Consider the following 19,570-nt stretch of genomic DNA (forward strand, 5'->3'; position numbering starts at 1 on the left):
CCAATCATAATTTATTTCTCAACATATGACATATGGAATTAGAAGAAAACAATTGTTACTATATAAGTATCTCAATTACGTTATTTCTTTTAAAGAGAGCTTGTTTTTAATGGCAAGTTCTCTTTTGCCATATTCTAAATTGAATCCGGACAAATTTCAGAGTATATGATATAGTTTTTAAACAAAGATTAGAGCTCTCCTTCTTGTAGGAGAGCTCTAATCTTTCATATAAATATTCACCATTTTTATCATTACGGGGACATCAAAACTTTAACTTGATGGGGATATGGTGCTATCTCGATTAATAAATATTACAAATCATATATCTATCATATTTTTTATAAACAGGATTAATTAGATTTAAAAAAAGATTTCTTTTTCTTTACTCGTAATAAGTCACCTGTCCATCCTTTGAATCGCATATACATATACATCCCCCCTGTTGTGAAAATAATAAATAAGAGAGCGATTAAATAGCTATATTTCCATTCTAGTTCAGGCATGTATTTAAAATTCATACCCCATAATGCTCCTAAGGCTGTCAAAGGCGTACTCACAGCAGTTAATACAGTAAGAGCTTTCATAATTTCATTCCCACGATGAGAAGAAACAACTTCTTGTAAATGAATCATCGTGTCTAATTCTTCTTGGTACTCTTTAACAAGTTGTAATCCACGCTCTAATTTTACGTGTGTTTGTTTATAACAAAGGGTGTTTGTTAGTTTTTCTAACCAAGCTTCTTTTAGGCCTTGTAACACTTCTTGTATTAAGCGAAACACATGTGTGTTCATAAATAATTCATGACGAATATGATAAATCCTTTCTAAAACTGCTATGTTATTATGATGATAAAAATCCCATAATACATTTCTGAAATTGTTTTCAAAGTAGTCAACCTTTCGCAAATAATGAGATATAAACATTGATAAGATAGCACATAATCCTTCAGCGGAACTATTACAATTTTTTGTACCCATAGGGAAATTATGTATTAATTTTTGGAAATTCTCTTCCTCTTTTTCCTGAACTGTTATCAGTATTCCATGAGCTACGAAATAATGAAGAAATTTTTGAATTTTGGCGTCCTTTTTATCTTGATCATATAAAAACGAACCATATACACAAGTTTGACTTGGTGATAACGTATAAACATATAATCCATTTTCACAAGGAGAACTTATTTTCTTTACAAATTGAGCGAAATAAGATGTTACATCACGAGGGATTATAGAAGAAAGTTTTTCAAGCTCACTAGTTTTCACATGATACCAACTCCATTTCGTCATTTTTATGCATTCCATATTATTCTTCCTTTCTAAATAGTTTTATGTTTAATCGAATCATATCCGTAATACGAAATTTTTATGTAGGTATTCATGTCTTGGAGGAAAAGTTTTTAGATCATCTAAATTACAAAATAAATAACATAGGAGGTCTTATTCTTTTAAAAGGAAGACCCCCTATATATTAGTTATTTTTATTTTCAATTTTAAACATTTCCTCTATACAATCACTTTTTATCTTTTCTTATAAAGAATTTATTATATGTGGAAAAGAAGCTACATAATTTGGCACGTCTATTCAACGAACTCCATTTCATTCGTTATTATAATTTGGATTCATATGCAGATTGATTGGTAATGTCCTCAAATACTTGACTCCCAATAATGTAGTATCCATGGAGTGCAGCCTCTTTCGAAGCGTCTACCATACGGAAAGAAGAAATTTCACTTTGCATTTTTTCAATTCGTTTTTTGTGGAGATCTACTATTCCTCCTGTCCAAATAATAGTGTTATACTGTTCTAACTTAAATTGTTCTTGTAATACACGCATGACGTCTTGGAAGTGTGCATCCAACTCTTTTTGAATCAAAGTATGAACCTGACTTGTCTCATGATTTTCTTCTCGACATTCATATCCTTTTTCTAATATGTTTGGCATGTCGTTAATATGCAATTGATTACTTTCACCCTCATGATTCTGCACGATATTCTTAATATTTTTCAAAGGCTTGCTACATCCTAGTTCCGCCTCATAATGATTTAAAATGACATTCTGTTTCATATCTGTCATTTCTACTGTACGAAATCCGCCATCAATAATTAAGATGCGATCTCGTTCCTGAATGATTCCCTCTTTTAAGAAATAGGCATGTAAAGCGACCGGTTGCTGAAGAATCAAAGCATTTTCCACCGTAATATGAATAAATTTCCCATCAATTTGTACGGAAGTTTCTTTTTTTAGTGCACGTTGTAATTGCTCATGCTGACTACCAAAACAAGTAACGGGGAGCCCGGTAACAACTAGAGGTAACACGACATTTTCTTTATAATCCTTTGCAATGCAACCAAATATTTGTTGTTTAAATCGTTCGCTTTCATAATAATTTTCTATTTCTTCGTCAAATGGAGGAAGAAACGAAGCGTCAGATTGATGTGCTTCATTTCCCATGTAGTATGCAAAATCTAAGTCTATAAAACTTACCTTTGTTAAATCTTCACTTTCAGCATGATTAGGTACAGGGGCTAGTGTGGAAGCTTCACTCTTGATTGTCATCTCAGAATCTACATCCTGTCGATATGCCCTTTTGGTAAAGCCAATTCCTACATCAATTGCATACAGAGATTTCATACTTTTTCCCTCACTTTCTATTTTTAGAGTTAAATCTAGGCACTCTCTTCTTTCCCTTCTTTCACATATTTCTTTTCATTTTTCGTTTTTTCCCCGTCTAAGTTCTTACTATTTTCATTTATTTCGTAATCCTTTTCACCTGTTTTCTTTTTATTATTTTCGTTTTCTGTTAAGTCTTTAATGGTAGAAATGACAACTGGTGTGGCTGTAAGCAGTTGTGGTAATGTTTGTTTTGCAACATTAGCTGCAGTTACAGAAAATTGTTTACTTGTCTCAGTTACCTTCTCCAATGTTTCCTTTATGTTTCCTTCTTGTAGTTTTTCTTTTACGCTTTTTCCTTTTGTTTGTATAGCTTTCCGATTTTCTTTTTTTAATAGGGAGACGATGACTCCGGTCGTAATTCCAATCACAGCATATTTAAATATTGTATGTTTCATTTTTCTCATCCTTTTCTATTTTTATTTTCTTCCATGCTACAAACTAAAATAATTCCCTTACCTATTTATCAGATGTTGCAATCTATTACAGAGAATGATAGTTTTGCGGCTGCCTATCATTCGCCATTGGTACTTCAGCTGTTACTAGGAGTAAAATCTTCCCTTGATCTAGTTTTTCTTCATATAAGTTAGCTTCCTCCTTCGACAACCCCATTTCTTCCATTTGATTTCGAAGTTCGTCCCCTTTTTTGGAGAAAAAGTTGATAATACTTGTTCCCAATCCTTGTTCTTTTACTCCAATCGTATTTGTGTTTGTATCATCCGCAATCCTTTTTGTTATATGTTTTTCATGTGCTAAAACATAAATGTCATCGTGGCGAACCCCTTGCAATTCTAGCTCTTTTACTTTCATAACTACTTCCTGTTCATTTTGATATTCATAAACTACCGTTTTTCTTTCATTCGTATGCATCGTATCTTTCCTCCTTTAGATTTTTTATTTTTTTATTTAGTTGTTATGTAATATGTAATACACCTATTTTAAAGATGTTAAACCTAAATTTTCAAAAAATTTTACACAATAGGTTATTCATGTTTTTAATATCAAAGAAATGTCACAAGAACTTTGCTTTGATAAAAGCGCTCCAAATAACGATTTGTTTGGAAGGTAAGCCCATTGTTTTATAGAAATCATAGAAAAATAAAAAAGCACTCCTTTTTAAAGAGTGCTTTTAAAAAACATATAACCTAATCAAAATATTTCTATTTTGATTACGGAAAGAAAGTCTTTATTAAAACATATGGTTGCTAATTTAATTGCGATCTGCCTTGCACCCAAGCAGCAATATCATTTATAACATACTCAGGGATATTAGCAGGACTATAATATTCATTTGGCTTACTTATTTCCCCTTCACCCTCTGTAAAGAAATGATTTAACTTTGGATATAGTCGATAATCTACGTTATCTCGTTCTTTTAATTGTTCTTTCCAAAGAGGAATTTCAATTTTTGATTGAACTTGATAGTCTCTTTCTCCTTGAATAATAAGAAGCGGTGTCTTTTGTTCTTTTGACATTTCTGCCGCTTTAATTTTCCGTATAGAATCCCAAAATACTGCTGATCCTAAGTAAAAATCTTTTGGGGGATTCTGACCAGAGAAATTAGGATCATTTAATAATTCAAATTGCGATTTGTAGAATTTATATTGATCCAGGTTCATTGCTCCAATAGAGAAAAGGTACTCAAATTGATCTAAAACAACGTCTTGGATCGTACGAGCTGGCCCTCCCATTACAATTGCTCCAGCAATATTTTTATTTTGGTCTTTTTCAATCATTTTCGGAAGCATCATTCCACCTTGACTATGACCCAAAATATAAATTTGATTTTTATTTATTAGAGGCTCATTTTTAAGAAATTGAGTTACAAGAAGAGCATCATCTGTTGTCTCTTTATCAACTGTATAAAAGGGACTGAATTGTGTTTTCAACCCATGTTCATAAGTTCTTTTATTATAGCGAAGGACAGCAATTCCCTTCGATGCAAGACCTTCAGCTAAATCGCGAAATGGTTTTAAAGCAAAAGCTGTTTCATCCTGATCAGTTGCTCCTGATCCTTGAACAAGAATAACCGCTGGAAAAGGACCCTTTCCTTTTGGAACCGACAATGTTCCTGGTAATGGAAATGCACCACTTCCAACTACTACTTCTTTATCAACAAATGATTCAGGCTTACTATATGATGGACGCTCTGCAACAGGACTAAACGACATGCTGAGTTGAAAATCGTCTATTTTTCCAGATGGATCTAGTTTAATTAGTAAAGGTACAGTCATTTTTTCAAAAACTAATTGAATCTCTACATTTGTATGAACAGGATTTGTCTCTTTTTGTGTAACCTCTCCAATTTCTATAAAAGGACCTGCTTGTAATTGCACTGGGAGTCCCTCCCAATAGCTCTTCAGCCATTCTTCGGATATTATTTTCTGTAATGACCTTGAGGTTAAATCAAATGCAGATTTATAATCTTCACTATTCATATGGCGAATAAATGAAAGAGTAGTAGATATAATAGGATTTTCATCATCACTATTGTCTACTTTTTTTATAGTTGTGTTTGCTTCCTTTAATTTCGAACTAAATTGGTAGTTAAACGGATAGTTATATGTATAAGGATATAAGCTTGTTTTCAATACTTCCGTATTCCGTCCCTCATACAAACTTGAAGAACTCGTAAAATTTTCAGGTGAAATTACTTCCTCCGCATATGAGACTGAGGGAATTGCTATTGTAAAAACTGCACTGACAAGTAATAACTTATTACTTATTCTTCTTTTCTTACCCATAATTATTGATTCTCCTTTCAAAATTAAAAATTTCTAATACAATATGCCAACTATAAGGAAAATAAAAATTATTAAAGAGATTAATAATCTATTTTACGATCCCCCCCTAACTAGTTAAAAATCTATCATTAACAAACTTCAATAAAAAATGCCTTCCCCCTCTTTTTTTATCATTGGATTTTTCAGTGACATAGAAGCACAGTGCCGTATTACATGTAACTGACCCATGTGATTCTCTATTCCAAAAGAAAAAAGCAATCCACTAGATGCTTTCTTTAATTGTTCTCACTCTAATTTTTTTAGATAATTCTCTTATTACTGTAAGATACATTTATTCTAAATCCTAAAACTCACTTATTTCTTGATAGGTTCTTAAGAAATATCAAAAAATAAAGAAAACAAGTTATTTGGTTATTCATTCCGTAAGCTTAATGCTCAAGTTAGTTTTTTTCACACGGTTAAACTTTATTAAGAAAACCTTAAGAAATTTCCCTCTATATTCATAAGAATTTTTTTCTATACTGAATCCTGTAAATGAACAAGAGGAGAAACGACCATGAAAAAATTTGTACTTTGCATACTAGGAATAGGCCTTCCTATATACTTACTACCTTTCATATTACGCGGGGATTTAGACAGATTTAATCCGATTGCTGAAGAAAAAAATGTATACGCCGTTGCGAAGGGATATGGCATTCCAGATTATCATTATAAAGGCCGAGCTATGTACTCACTAAAGGGTGTTGATGAACTAAGCAATGAAAAAGAATATAAAGTTGGAACGAACACGCCTAATGATTTTATAAGAAAAACTTACTTAAAAATTCATGTGAAAGGAAAATATGTGTATTCTTACGATATTATTTCTAAAGAGGATATTCCGGAGAAAATAAGGGGACAATTGGAGATAGCAAATAAATAAAAGAGCCAATTCATACGATTTGGCTCTTTATTCTCTCTCCCATCTACCGTTGGGAAAATTCTTTCAGTAGATTTATTAAATTCGTTATCATTGTTCCAATAACCATTGTTCAATTACTTTTACCGTTTCATCTCGTTGTGCTTTTGCCGTAATTAAACTCGCATTATCACCTTTTTGCTCACCATACATGCCAAAATGAGCATGGTTTCCCCCTTTTATCATGTGCATAGTAGTATTCTTTGACATGAACTTTTTATTGTTCTCTATTTTTTCAACAGTTGCTAAAGCATCTACTTCCCCGTAAATTGATAACATTGGAATCGATTTCGTAGAGAAGTCATCTGCAGGATACGAACCTAAGAAAATAATCCCATCTACCTTTTCTTCATGTTGAAAGGCATACCTAGAAATCATAGCTCCGCCCATTGAATGCCCAGCAACATACCATTTTTGAACTTCAGGATACTGTTCAATTACACTATCTACCTCATTTATTCCAAGTATCGCTAAGTTTAATGGTAACTTAGGCATTACTACAAAATGCCCATCTTTTGCAAGAGCTTCTCCTAAGTAACTATAAGCCTCGGCTTCTACTTTAGCTCCTTGATAAAAAATAACTCCTATTTTTGCATCTTTCTCTCCAAAAACTATATAATCTTCATCTTTTTTATCATCTATTAAAGACAAAGCCTCTTTCGTTGGTTTATAAGTAAACTGAGACCAAGTTAAAAAAGTAATACTTCCGATCATTAAAATACCTAATACAGAGTACAGAACAATTTTTATCCATTTCTTCACACATATGACCTCCCTAAGATGTGTATATTCTATATTTCAGATTATCATTAATAAACATAAAAACTCGAGCATTTTTATTGTACTCAAGTTTTCATTTACGTCTTTAATTTATACTATAAATGGTCCAAGATAAATATGTAGCAAATGCAGACCATAAAAAATATGGTATTAGCAACCATGCCGATACTTTAGATAAATTGGAAGAAAACATAATGAGAAGTAACGTAGTAATAGCGACTAGTAAACAATCTACTGTTGCTAAAAACAAATTCTTTTGGCTAAATTGAAAATAGCTGAACGCTTGATTGAATATATAATTTAAAAGGAATAAAAACCAAAATGTTTTTGGCTTGAATCCATAGTTGTTGTAAATAATTGCAACTGATAATGCGATAAGTCCAAATAATACAGCCCATATCATTCCGATTGTCATACCAGGAGGTGTCCAAGACGGCTTTTCTAACGCATTATACCAAGTACGATCAATAGGGAATAAAACACTAGAAACATAAAACAAACCATATGTTAGGAAAAATACTATAATACTAGATTTTTTCATAAACATTCTCCTTTTTACTAGAAGATTATAGAAACTTTATATGATTAGTATGTCCTTGTAATGGATAAAATTCTAATATTAAAATTCTAAATACATATTGTTTAACCTATTCTATTTCATACAAATTCTTTCATACTTTTATATGCACAAAGGGCTCTCTCTCGTGCTGCCTTATGATCAACAATCGGATAAGGATATGTATCACCAAGTTTTATATTGGATTTTTGTAAAATATGCTCAGGTGCTTCCCAAGGTTTATGTATATATTTGTTTGGGATATCTTCTAATTCTGGTACCCATCTTCTTATATACTCTCCATTTTTATCAAACTTTTCTCCTTGTGTGATGGGGTTAAAAATACGAAAGTACGGTGATGCATCTGCTCCACTTCCAGCAACCCATTGCCATCCCATTGTATTATTTGCAATATCAGCATCTAGTAGTGTATCCATAAACCATTTTGCTCCTTCTTGCCACGGAATTAACAAATGCTTTACAAGAAAAGAGGCTACAGCCATTCTTGCCCGGTTATGCATAAAACCTGTTTGCCATAGTTCTCGCATTCCCGCATCAATAAACGGATAACCCGTTTTCCCCTTTTGCCATACTCTTAATAACTCCTCTTCCTTATTCCACGGAAAATGTTCAAAGCTCTTATTAAGAGGTTTATATACTGTAAATGGATAATGGTATAGTAAATAATAAGAAAACTCTCGCCAAATTAATTGACGTATAAAACTATTAACTTGTTTTTCAAAAAGACTACATTGTCTTTCGGTACTTTTATTTATTAAGTAATGAAACATTAGCTTTACTGATATTTGACCAAATGAAAGATACGGTGCCAACATCGAATGGACATTTTGACCTGGAAAATCTCTTCCTTCACTATAAGAGACTAATTTACTAGAGAAAAATTTCTTGAATGTTTTATATGCCCCTTCTTCTGTCGGATCCCATATTACTTCCATATGAGATGTCCACGGTATAGTCGGCAACAATTGTAATTCTGAAACAGATAAGCTTGCTGGTAAAGAGTTTCCCCACTTTATACTCTGCACTCTGCTAAAAGGTTTAGGTATTACCTGCTTTTGAAATACATTGTAAAAAGGCGTAAACACCTTATATTCAGTGTTATCTTTCTTTTTAATAATCCACGGTTCTAATAATAAATGCGAATTAAATTCTTTACAGATAATACCTTTATCCTCTAACATCATTTTCATTTTTTGATTAGATTGTAATCTGTCCGGATCATAACAAATATTCCAATATACAGCCGTTATATTTAATTGTTCTATGAGAGAAAGTATTTCTTCTTGTGTCTTTCCTTTACGTATTATAAAAGTAGAGCCCAATGCCTCAAGTTGCTTCTTTACATCTATTACAGCATGGTGCAACCACCACTTTGCCGCACTTCCTATTGAAAAAGTTTCATCTTGTATATATACAGGAAGAACCTCACCAGACTGAACAGCCTCAAATAGCGCTGGGTTATCATATAAACGAAAATCTTTTTGAAACATAACAATAATTTTATTTTGCATGGCTATCCTTTCTAATTCTTAAAGCACAATTCATTCTTTATTAGAACAAATACTTCTGTTATTTTTAAATGATTATAAGAATCATTTTTTGTAATTGCAAACAAACTCTTCTATTCTTTAATGGATTTTTCCAACTCTTAATAAAGATAAAAATATAATGCACTTTGTACTTATCTTAAACTCTTATAAAATAAAAAAGAAAATGGAGAGAAAGATGAAAAAACAATTTGATAAACAATCAAACTTAAATACATCTATAGATTCAACAATCCTATGGACTTTTCAAAACCAAAATGCCATAAATACACTTTTGAATGAAGGTAAGCTTATAGCCGATCCTATTTTTGTTAGTAAAGAAGATTGCACAGCATATAAATACATTGTAAGACACATGAAACAGAAAGGTATTGACTTTATTATAGATTTACCCATTTGGGCATGGCATTCATGCAATGGTTACCAAAAGAAGCCTACTTATGAGACTGCAAGAGAATTACTATCAGATATTCAATTAGAGAAAGAAATATACCTCATCGAATTCACATGTCCTAATTTTTTATTCATGTTAACAAACTATAGCGGATTGTGCGACATTTATTTTAAACTTACTGACAATCCTAAAGCAAGTGTAACAAATGATGAAGAAAAACACTTATTTGATCTTTACCCTATCATTGAGGAAGAATGGGAGTATCATCATATCCAAGCAACTCTACCCTACCTAAAAAAAGAATGGATTATACAAATAACAGAACTTAGTAAGATAAATGGATTTAATAAATAATATTGTTTATGAATGCTTTATTTAAGCATTCATAAACATAACAAATGGTCACATTAAACTAATACGTTTTTTTATAATGGAACCCTAAATAAACTCGTTACTACCTTGATTTTGCATACATGCAGTTTACTCATTTAGTTTTGGTCTAGTTTGTAAATATAAATGCAAATCTGGACTTGAACCGTTAATAATTATATCTCGAACAATTTTAGAAAGTACCATACTATATACTAATCCATTATCTCCATACGCATAGATAAAGTGACAATTTGGAAACTCTTCATACATTCCAATTATAGGTAAACCATCATGAGTACCACCATAAAAAGCACTTAAATAAAATTCAGGTTCAACTGTTATATTGGGAAAGAGCTTATTAAATTCATTCACTAATTTCTCTTTTTTATGGATTAATTTTGAATCTCTTTCTTGAGCAATGTTTGTATCTTCATCTAATCCACCTATAATAATTCTATTATCTACAGTAGTTCTCATATAAATATATGGCCTCGCAGTTTCCCAAATGAGAGTGCGTTTATACCAAGAAGATAAATCTTCCACAGGATTAGTAACAATTGCATATGAGCTAATCAGTGTAGCGTTCTTTTCCTTTTTAAATTCCAATCCTTCATATCCTGCAGCCACAATTACTTTATTGGCAGTAATAGAATTGCCTTCCTTTGTATAAAAGATAGCACATTCTTTCTCTAACTTTTTGCCAACAATCTCTGTATCTTCATAAATGTGAACTCCTTTATTAGAGGCTTGTTCTAATAAACTATGTGTAAATTTATAAGGATTTATTTCACCATCATTATACGTATAAATAGCTGCACGTTTTTTAAATGGATATCTCTGTCCAATTTGTTTTTCTGATAACCAAGCCGCTTTAAAATCATGCTTATGTAAATAATACAATTCCTTTTCTAATTTCTTTATATCCTCTTCATAACTTGCATAATATAAACTGTCCCGTCGTTTAAAGTCAGAGCAATAAGGCAAGTTTTGATCAGCATATTCAATATCATTAATAGCTTGTTCACATAATTTCATATGCTTAACTGCATACTCTTCCCCAAATGTATTTACAAGTTCAAAAAACATCTTATCACCTAAATATTGAATAAGTGCTGTATTTGTAAGGTTACTTCCATGTCCTACCTTTCTTTTATCAACGATAACAATATTTAAATCTGATTCACTCAAATAGTATGCTGATTGAGCACCCGAACTTCCTGCTCCTATTATTAGTACGTCACATTTTATATCTTCGTCCAAACGAGGATAAGAAGGTGTATTAGAAAAAGTCGTGTTCCAATATAATTTCCCTTTCTGTAAATCCATTTTAATTGCACCGTCCTAAATAAAATAGTTATATCCCCATCGGTATCTCCAAATCATTCTTACTATATACTTCTTATCAAAATTATCTTGCTATCATGAATAAAGGTTTTCATAAACCTAAAAGCCTTGTCTTAAAAATTTTTTTCGAAAAAACGTCAAATAATTTTTTATTTTTATTATAAAAAGAGCAAAAGATCTCCATTTATAGAAGATTTCTTTTACTCTTTTTAAAGGAAACAACTCCAAATATTTAACATATTATAGTATCTACCAAATAAAAGTTGCTTATCTATCGATAACTTACACATAAGAATGCATTTGTTTCACTACTTTATTAACAGAAACTTTAACAACCGTTTCTTTTTCCCCTGTTCTATCAATCTTGAAACCATGAACTTTAACATCAGACGGTACTAGTGGATGATGACAAATCATATCTATACTCTTCTCAATATTTTCACTAACATTTTCTTTTCCACTTAGCCATTCATCAAGGCTACCACTTGAAAATTCAGGCATGCAATTTTCAAAGAGATAGTCTAGTTCCCTGTTATTTTTTATGGAATCACGTTGAATTTGTAGATTAACTACATCAGTTTCTTTATCCTCTATTCCTACAACAAAAATTTCTTCAACATTTTCTTGATAAATAGCAATAATAATAGATCTCATTATATCTCCATAAGGATGTACAATTACAGAATCGTAGCTGTGTATAGTCAACATGTTTTCTTGTTGAATGTTAGTTACTTGTTGGATAATAGGCTCTATTTCATGTTTAATGTCTGTTAACAATAAAACTTTTTTATTCTTTGAATTCATATGGAGCACTCCTTCTTCATTATTGTATTTATGAAACTTTTAAGCTAGTAACAATAGTTGATAATTCATTACATGATTGTTACCAGTTTTTCCAGCGTCCCTTTGGATCAACACTTGCAAGTCTAACCCATCCATTTTGAACTTTTTCTCGAAATGTGAAATCATTATTTAGCAAACGTTCTATATATTGACTAGGCGCTTGAATTACAATTAGTAAACGAAGTGGTGAATGATACGTCTCACTATCTGACTGCATAACGGATTGCCAAGGTAAGCCTGGCAACAAATCACTTGCATTTCCCTGCATAACACCTAGACCCGCGGTTACAGTTTGGGTTGTTTTGTTTCCACTACCATAATAATGAGGAGCTACAGTTGAAGCGTAATATTGTAGATTTATCCACTGAGCTACTGTTCCTGGTCCTGCAATAATGTTAGCTAATATATCGCCCCTTTCATCCTGTTTCCAATCATAATTATGAAGGAAAGCCCTACCTTCTAAGTCACAATCCTGAGTTAATTCTCGTTGCCCGATAATAAAAGATGCATTACGAGCTAATCCCCATTCTGGACGTATTTCACTCCAATCTTCTGCAAATCGATGTGCCTCTTTACTCGCATTTTTTATTTTCGTTTTAAAATTTGGTAATTGCGTTAAACGCTCTCTATTTGCATGTTGGCTCACATTTGGCATAATCGATTCGATACAATCAAATGCTTCTTGCGCAGTTTCCGAAAGTTCTGGGACGTAAATCCATTCCAATTCGTCCACTGTTGTTTTATGTTCAGCTGCTGCAAAAATGGTATCCTCAGGAATTTTAATACCTTCAGCAAACAACGCCTCTCTCACTTCTGGAAGATTACATAAAGTAGCAAAAACTCTTGCATTGAATCCTCCTGCTGCTCCGCCACAAGCACCACACTCAAGTGCTGCAGCATAAGGGTTGTTCGTACTTTGACTACTATGTCCGCACATTACAACCAAAGGAGCAAATTTTTCTGTCAGTCCCACCATTTTTAAAGCTTGACGCACATAGTTCACTTTTTCTTCTTTTGTAAAACCGATAGGTATCTCACCCTTTGTGTCATGAACATGATTAAGCGAGAATGTTGTAGCAGGTTTTTGTAACATAGTTTTACGAAGTTTACGAATGAAACCACCAACTCCTCTTGGGACAAAGCTTCTTGTCACCATCTGTAGACCAAGTAAAGGACCACTTAACTCAGGTAGCGCCATACTTGTCATTACGTTCTGTTTCATCGTTTTAAAAGTAGAACGTACCGAACTGCCTACCCTCTTACGTTGCTCATAAGATTTAAGTTCATTTTCATTTGTGAGCTCTTTTATTTGATGTTTCGGTTTGAGTATAACTGGCAAAGAAGGATGGTTGTTATTACTACCTAGTTCACTAGTTGCAATTGGTAACCCAAAGAAACCAGCTATTCCAAATGTTTCAAACGGACCTAATTTTTCAAGGTGGCGACGAAACGGTTCTGAACGTACATCAATACAGAATGCTAATTGAGCTAATACACGCTTTTTATCATTGGTTGCACGTTGTGTAGAAGCAATCTTCTCCCTTAATTGCTCTGCATGCGTTTGTTCCCAAGCTTCCAGCCAAAGTTTCTTGCGAATATTTTCATCAAAACGATAAGCGAATACTAATAATTCACTTTGTTCAGCAGCAGGCATTTGTAACCATTCCCGTGTTGAAATATTCCCCCAATAGATCCAAGAAGCTATAAGTGGGACGATCGAAACTTTTTTCTCAACCTTTTGATTTTTTAAAGGTAAATAAGGTTTTACAATAGCCAGCTCCATAGAAATTCGAACTGCTAAATATTCTATGAGAAGTTCCTGTTCCTGAATTGATTGTTGTGAGCGCCATCGTATCATTCCTGCCCACCCAGGCAAAGAAAGTAAGTGCCCTTCAAGGTAAGATTGTATGTTAGATTCAGAAATTCCTAGTTCAAATAATGCTCTCGCTAAAGCTACTTCGGCATCTTGTGGCCAATCTTTTAAAACTTTACGCTCATTTTTACTGAGCGCTGGATCAAATGTAATAAGGTGTTGCCATGCACGATAAAAACCTTTCTCTCGATTTGGCATCGTCCAATTTGATCCGGATTCATCAAGATATAATTTACACCATTTAATGATATGATAATTAAGAACATCAGATAGGTTTTCACTATTTTGACTCTCTATAAGCGAACTTATTGGCTGCATAACAGAGGCTTGCATACTTGCTGTATTTATATAATTCATTTCTTCTGCCAATTTATTTACTTCTGGCGATGATAATAGACTAGAAGGTAATTTTTCTAACTTTAAAGCTGCTTGGCAAAATCGCTCTGCTTTCTCTCGCGGAATATGAAAAGATTGTGAATCCAGCCAACGAGACAAACTCATTTGTAAAAATGATTCCTCAATCTCACCTTTCACTTTTGCCGAATGAATCATGGAGGCACTAGGATAAATATCCACATTACGAGCTTCTTTTAACCAATTTGCGACTTGTTCAAATGATTGCTTTTCAAGTCCCATCCAAGGGTGGTGAGCTGCAAACGTAGAGATAGGCCAAAGTGGCGCAATAACTCGGCTAGCAGATGCAACTAAATCATTTATATTATTTTCTTGCATATCAATGTTTGTATCTTTCTTTAATATTGACGGTATGCTCATCACGAATTACCTCCCTTTGATACATAATGTTTCAGATAGCTTGGGTGACTTTCTACTGACTTTCGTCTCGCCTCACCTACTCGAACTAACCAAAGATAAAGTACAGCGAATAAAGTAGAAGATTGATGACGAGTAACGAAAGTACTAATAACACTACTAAATAGTAAAATACATATAACAAAGATAACGGCTGGAGCTGAAGGTTGAACACTTTGATAAATATCAGTATGCAACCATTTATAAAGAGAATTATGAACGGTAAAGTAAATGAGAGAAAATCCAATCAAAACAATTACGCCAGCAATTCGTCCCATTCTTCCCTCTCCAAAAACAACAAGCTGTTTCCATGAAAAGTATAGTGACCAGCCTAAGATTAACGCACTAACTAGTTGATACCCCTCTCCAGAAGTCATAAACCAGAAAGTAATTGCTATAAATAATCCTAAAACACGCCCAACTATAATCCATAAATTGGACATCTTTTCATTAGACTGATTCACTACCCCAAAACGTTGCACGGAAGAACCAGCTTGTAAAAATAGTGTAGCTTTAAACAAACCATGTAAAATTAAATGAATAATAGCTGCTAAATAGGCGCCTAATGCACATTGAATAAGCATAAATCCCATTTGTGCAATAGTTGAACCTACTAGCTGACGTTTATAATCAACTTGGACTAAACTAATTCCTGTACCTATTAAGATAGAAATACTAGAGAAAATTAGTAAAATGATTTGTGCAATATCATCATGAAAAAGAGGTGAAAATCTAGTTAACATGATACCGCCAGCATTTACTAAACCCGCATGCATAATAGCAGAAACAGGAGTTGGAGCAACAGCAGACTCAATTAACCATCTTTGAAAAGGCCATTGTGCTGCTGGAATCATCACCGCTAATATAATTAATAAGTTAATTCCTGTTCTCTCCAATGTTCCATGTAGCACTACATTTTCATTCGTTAAAACTGATGTTAACTGCCACTGTCCAGTTATTTGAAACAGCCAAATGATAGCTGATAGTAAGGCAATCCAACTTATTGTAAATAGGTAGCCAGAGATTTTAGTTGCTTCACTAACTACTTTCCACCCTTTATTTAGCCCTATAAGTAGAACCAATCCTATAAGCGTTGCTCCCCAACAAATGAGCATTAAGCGAAGATCATCACTTAACCATACAACCGAAGATACACCTGTAGTACATGTAAAAAGTGCAAAGTATTTTCGATATGAGTGATCCCCCATTAAATAACGTACAGAGAAACGCTGAATGATTAAACCAATTGTAAGAACAAAGAAAGCCATTAACCAAGCTAAAGTATCTAGATGCCAAGGCCCCACAACTCTATCTCCATTGTTATTAACAAGTGCGAGTAAAGAAACCAATGAAGGTAAAGCAGCGATACCAATATGGATATGAACAAAACGTAAAGGTATCCTTGCATTTAAAAATAATAATCCACTTAGCCAAGAAGCACTAAGCGCCATAAAAAATAAAGTTAACAGTGTTGATGAACTCAGCGAAATTAACATGTTAAATACTCCCTTCTAAGCGAAAATAGCCTATAAAAATTCCTTTTCATTACGATAGTTTTTTTAATTTCAATTTTCATTCACTCTTTTTAGTACATCGTTTTTTCCCATAAAAAAAACCGACAACTTCCATAATTCAATGATTTTATATCATCATTGAATTATGGAGATTGTCGGTTTCACTTCAACTAACTTCAATAAAGTTTTTTGAAGAGCTCCCATTTTATAGAGGATAGTAATGTATGTATTACTCCTATTAAAAATAACAGTATATCTCTGATCTCCTAGATTATGCAATCAATATATCAATTTATGTTATGCGCTATCTTTCAATTAAGAAACTTTTTCATTTAGTCAATATTACATATTAAAAAAATGCTAAAGCCTTAATTATAGCAAACAGTTAAAATAAGCATCTATTAATTTTTTAAAACAATTATAAGATAAACTATATTAAGCAGTTTGTCAATTTATTTATCAGTTTTTTTGAGCGTTATTCCAATTAAAATTCAGTATACGTAAATAATTTCAAGTTATTAATTATTATCATGTTAATAAATTTAAATAAAGCGCAAAACTTTTAGGTTTCTTAATTATCTCCCACTAACCCTACGATGGTTTTAATTTTTAAAATTTTTCCTCAAGATTATGAAACAATTTAAAAATCATTACTCGTTCACCAGTACGGGAGCTTATATCCGTATGAAAACTTTTCACTTTTTCTCCAGTTAATTCTAGTATAATCTCTTTCAAATCTTCAATTCCAGATTCAACTAGCTCCGAACGATTTTTCTTTATCGTTAGCATACCGTCTTTTGTTTCGCAAACCGTATATTCAGCTGGCGTTAAAATACCTTGTAAATTTACGATAATCATATCCCGTAATATATCTGTCTTAACGGATATAGACCCGCGTCCTAGGTAGTCCTTTTCCCAGTGAGTAATTGCTTTGCTTATCTCTGATTCAATAGAGCCTTTTGAGCTTTTCATCTTTGTATCCTCCTTCAATAAAATGTAATTACATTTATAATTACAATAACAATATAATAATCTGGATTGATTTTATTTTCAATTATTGAGAAGAATTTATAGGAATCGTTGTCATGTATCCTTTAGTATTAAGATGAATTTTTTATATTGTAATATACGTTTTTTTGATTATTCCCCGACAAAATACTCTTACTATAAAGACTCTGTTGCATAGATTTCAAAAAAGGACATTCCGGAGAAAATAAGAAAACTCTTGTAACGTAATACATAAACGAAAGAGCCGATTTCTTTATAAAATAAGAAATCGACTTTTGGCTTAGTTATTGATTTAGTAATGGAAAACACCTTTTTAAAATAATTATGTTTATACTATAGACGTTGATCTTTCTGGAAGTTTAGTTGAAAATGATCCGCTTCATTGTATACCCCGAATTCATATCCTTTTTCCTTATAAAATTTAATAATTTCCGGAAGCGCTTGTAATGTCTGTAGTTTTTCATGCATTAGAACTACTTCCACATCTTCTGTTGTTGTACGCTTTACATTTTCTATAATTTGCTGTGGGTTACCTTTTAATTTCCAATCATTTGAATCTATCGTCCAATCCCAAACTTTTATTCCTGCTTCTACAATTTTGTTACGAATGTCCTGCCCCTTTAATCCTGGTGCAGATCCATATGGGGGACGGACTAGTTTAGGAGTTGTACCTGTAATATTATGAATAAGAGCTAACGTTTCTTTCATCTCCGTTACAAATTGTCCTTTTTTGTATAGCTTATCACTATTATGTGTCATACTATGTGCACCAATATAATGTCCTTCTTTTACTGCTCGTTTTACATTTTCCTGAAAAGCGGTATTCTGTAAATTGCTACCTTGCATAAAAAATGTCGAAGCAACATGTTGCTCTTTTAGTACATCTAAAAATTTTCCAGTTAATTCGCTAGGGCCGTCATCAAATGTTAAATAAACAACCTTTCCTACTGGTTTTCCATCAGGTCTTTTCTGTTTTTCCAGTGATATGTCCTCTTTCTTTTCTTGTTGTTGCGTATTAGCTAGCCTAATACTTTCATTAGCTACTCCTTTTGCTGGGATAGAGTTCCATTTCCCTATTAAAAAGAAAGTGAAAAAGGTCGTTGCTAAAACAACTACTAGAGATAGTATTGCCTTCGTTACTACACTTATTTTTTTCTTATTTTGTGATTCTTTCATTATGTTTCGATCCTTTCCCTACTCATTTTCATCTTCATTATTTATGCAGCTAAACATTAACTTCAGCTGATATTTACAATAAATAGATTAATAGAGGAAGGTGAAGATAAAATGCAGATAATGTCGAAATTAGTTAAAGAATAGCGTATTGCATCCACTCTTTAAAAAAATATTTGTTTCTCTACTACAGTTAAATTTGAAAACTGGATATACATCCAAAATAAAAAATACTACTCTTTCTAAATAACATTTTCAGATCAAGATAATAGCATACCGGTATAAAGATAAAATACAAAGATAGCCGTACTATTGAAATTCAATTATAATTTTGTAATTGGAATTCATTTGAACCAAATGAATAACTAGAAGAAATATTATTATGTGGAGGTGCCCCGATGAACCTTGTAATTAGAGAGTTAGAAACAAATGATTTAGATAATCTCCCGGAGATTGATGACAGTTTTATAGTGAATGCTCGGTTAATTCTTTCTCTTTCCAAAGGAAATAGACGCATAGAATATACAGTAGAAGACGTTCCAAGTTATGAAAAAAGTTATTTACAAAATCAAGATGATAATGAAGAACTGGCTTACAATGAATATATAAATAAACCTAATCAAGTCATTTACATAGCACTGTTACATAACCAAATCATTGGATTAATGGTATTAAAAAAGAATTGGAACCACTATGCTTACATAGAAGATATAACGGTAGATAAAAAATATCGTACACTCGGAGTTGGTAAAAGATTAGTTCATCAAGCAAAGCAGTGGGCAAAAAAAGGCAATATGCCAGGTATCATGCTTGAAACGCAAAATAATAATGTCGCAGCATGTAAGTTCTATGAAAAATGCGGATTTGTAATTGGTGGGTTTGATTTTCTTGTTTATAAAGGTTTGGATATTGAAAATGATGAAGTTGCAATTTATTGGTATTTGCATTTCGACTCTTAACGT

General features: G+C 32.5%; 17 protein-coding genes. 3 read left to right on the forward strand and 14 right to left on the reverse strand.

Annotated features, from left to right (window positions below):
• Positions 1-350: 350 nt before the first annotated feature.
• The 5 genes from DN401_RS13775 to DN401_RS13795 form a co-directional block, all read right to left on the reverse strand.
• A complete protein-coding gene (locus DN401_RS13775; protein WP_149287746.1) occupies positions 351-1,301 on the reverse strand; it encodes a magnesium transporter CorA family protein in 951 nt (316 codons plus the stop codon).
• A 305-nt stretch (positions 1,302-1,606) separates the two neighbouring features.
• The gene (locus tag DN401_RS13780; RefSeq protein ID WP_000839441.1) at positions 1,607-2,632 is read right to left on the reverse strand and encodes a ParM/StbA family protein; all 1,026 of its coding nucleotides are present in this window, start codon (positions 2,630-2,632) and stop codon (positions 1,607-1,609) included.
• Between the two features lie 35 nt (positions 2,633-2,667).
• A complete protein-coding gene (locus DN401_RS13785) occupies positions 2,668-3,069 on the reverse strand; it encodes a hypothetical protein (protein ID WP_000683216.1) in 402 nt (133 codons plus the stop codon).
• Between the two features lie 85 nt (positions 3,070-3,154).
• Complete coding sequence (locus DN401_RS13790) at positions 3,155-3,541, reverse strand: YflT domain-containing protein (RefSeq protein WP_000557321.1); 387 nt, start codon at positions 3,539-3,541, stop codon at positions 3,155-3,157.
• Between the two features lie 335 nt (positions 3,542-3,876).
• Entirely contained in the window at positions 3,877-5,415 is a 1,539-nt protein-coding gene (locus DN401_RS13795; protein WP_149287747.1) for an alpha/beta hydrolase, read from the reverse strand.
• A gap of 556 nt (positions 5,416-5,971) precedes the next feature.
• On the opposite strand from DN401_RS13795, the gene DN401_RS13800 reads away from it, so the two are divergent.
• A complete protein-coding gene (locus DN401_RS13800; RefSeq protein ID WP_000714948.1) occupies positions 5,972-6,337 on the forward strand; it encodes a YxeA family protein in 366 nt (121 codons plus the stop codon).
• Between the two features lie 87 nt (positions 6,338-6,424).
• On the opposite strand, the gene DN401_RS13805 is transcribed toward DN401_RS13800, so the two are convergent.
• The 3 genes from DN401_RS13805 to DN401_RS13815 all read right to left on the reverse strand — a co-directional run bounded on the left by DN401_RS13805 (position 6,425) and on the right by DN401_RS13815 (position 9,241).
• Positions 6,425-7,135, reverse strand: a complete 711-nt coding sequence (locus DN401_RS13805) for an alpha/beta hydrolase (RefSeq protein ID WP_006918146.1) — start codon at positions 7,133-7,135, stop codon at positions 6,425-6,427.
• A gap of 103 nt (positions 7,136-7,238) precedes the next feature.
• Positions 7,239-7,694: a TspO/MBR family protein gene (locus tag DN401_RS13810; RefSeq protein ID WP_149287748.1), complete on the reverse strand. Its 456-nt coding sequence runs from the start codon at positions 7,692-7,694 to the stop codon at positions 7,239-7,241.
• Positions 7,695-7,810: 116 nt separating this feature from the next.
• Complete coding sequence (locus tag DN401_RS13815; protein WP_149287749.1) at positions 7,811-9,241, reverse strand: cryptochrome/photolyase family protein; 1,431 nt, start codon at positions 9,239-9,241, stop codon at positions 7,811-7,813.
• A gap of 214 nt (positions 9,242-9,455) precedes the next feature.
• Between DN401_RS13815 and DN401_RS13820 the strand changes: the two genes are divergently transcribed.
• Positions 9,456-10,025: a DUF3841 domain-containing protein gene (locus DN401_RS13820; protein WP_149287750.1), complete on the forward strand. Its 570-nt coding sequence runs from the start codon at positions 9,456-9,458 to the stop codon at positions 10,023-10,025.
• Between the two features lie 126 nt (positions 10,026-10,151).
• On the opposite strand, the gene DN401_RS13825 is transcribed toward DN401_RS13820, so the two are convergent.
• The 6 genes from DN401_RS13825 to DN401_RS13850 form a co-directional block, all read right to left on the reverse strand.
• Positions 10,152-11,369, reverse strand: coding sequence for an NAD(P)/FAD-dependent oxidoreductase (locus DN401_RS13825; protein WP_149287751.1), 1,218 nt, complete (start codon positions 11,367-11,369; stop codon positions 10,152-10,154).
• Positions 11,370-11,669: 300 nt separating this feature from the next.
• Complete coding sequence (locus DN401_RS13830) at positions 11,670-12,191, reverse strand: carbonic anhydrase (RefSeq protein WP_001086255.1); 522 nt, start codon at positions 12,189-12,191, stop codon at positions 11,670-11,672.
• 79 nt (positions 12,192-12,270) lie between these two features.
• A complete protein-coding gene (locus DN401_RS13835) occupies positions 12,271-14,877 on the reverse strand; it encodes a DUF2309 domain-containing protein (RefSeq protein WP_149287752.1) in 2,607 nt (868 codons plus the stop codon).
• Positions 14,877-16,409 (reverse strand): NADH dehydrogenase subunit 5, encoded by a 1,533-nt coding sequence (locus tag DN401_RS13840; RefSeq protein ID WP_149287753.1) that lies wholly within the window; start codon positions 16,407-16,409, stop codon positions 14,877-14,879. Before DN401_RS13840 ends, DN401_RS13835 begins: the two co-directional genes overlap by 1 nt.
• Before the next feature lie 627 nt (positions 16,410-17,036).
• On the reverse strand, positions 17,037-17,399 hold the full coding sequence (locus DN401_RS13845) for a Na-translocating system protein MpsC family protein (protein ID WP_098710316.1): 363 nt from the start codon (positions 17,397-17,399) through the stop codon (positions 17,037-17,039).
• A 369-nt stretch (positions 17,400-17,768) separates the two neighbouring features.
• Positions 17,769-18,611, reverse strand: coding sequence for a polysaccharide deacetylase family protein (locus DN401_RS13850; RefSeq protein WP_086385012.1), 843 nt, complete (start codon positions 18,609-18,611; stop codon positions 17,769-17,771).
• A 395-nt stretch (positions 18,612-19,006) separates the two neighbouring features.
• Here DN401_RS13850 and satA point away from each other — a divergent pair, with 395 nt between their 5' ends.
• Entirely contained in the window at positions 19,007-19,567 is a 561-nt protein-coding gene (satA, locus tag DN401_RS13860; RefSeq protein ID WP_149287754.1) for a streptothricin N-acetyltransferase SatA, read from the forward strand.
• The last annotated feature ends 3 nt before the right edge of the window (positions 19,568-19,570 follow it).

The organism is Bacillus sp. BF2-3, assembly GCF_008368795.1.
Taxonomy (GTDB): Bacteria; Bacillota; Bacilli; order Bacillales; family Bacillaceae_G; genus Bacillus_A; species Bacillus_A cereus.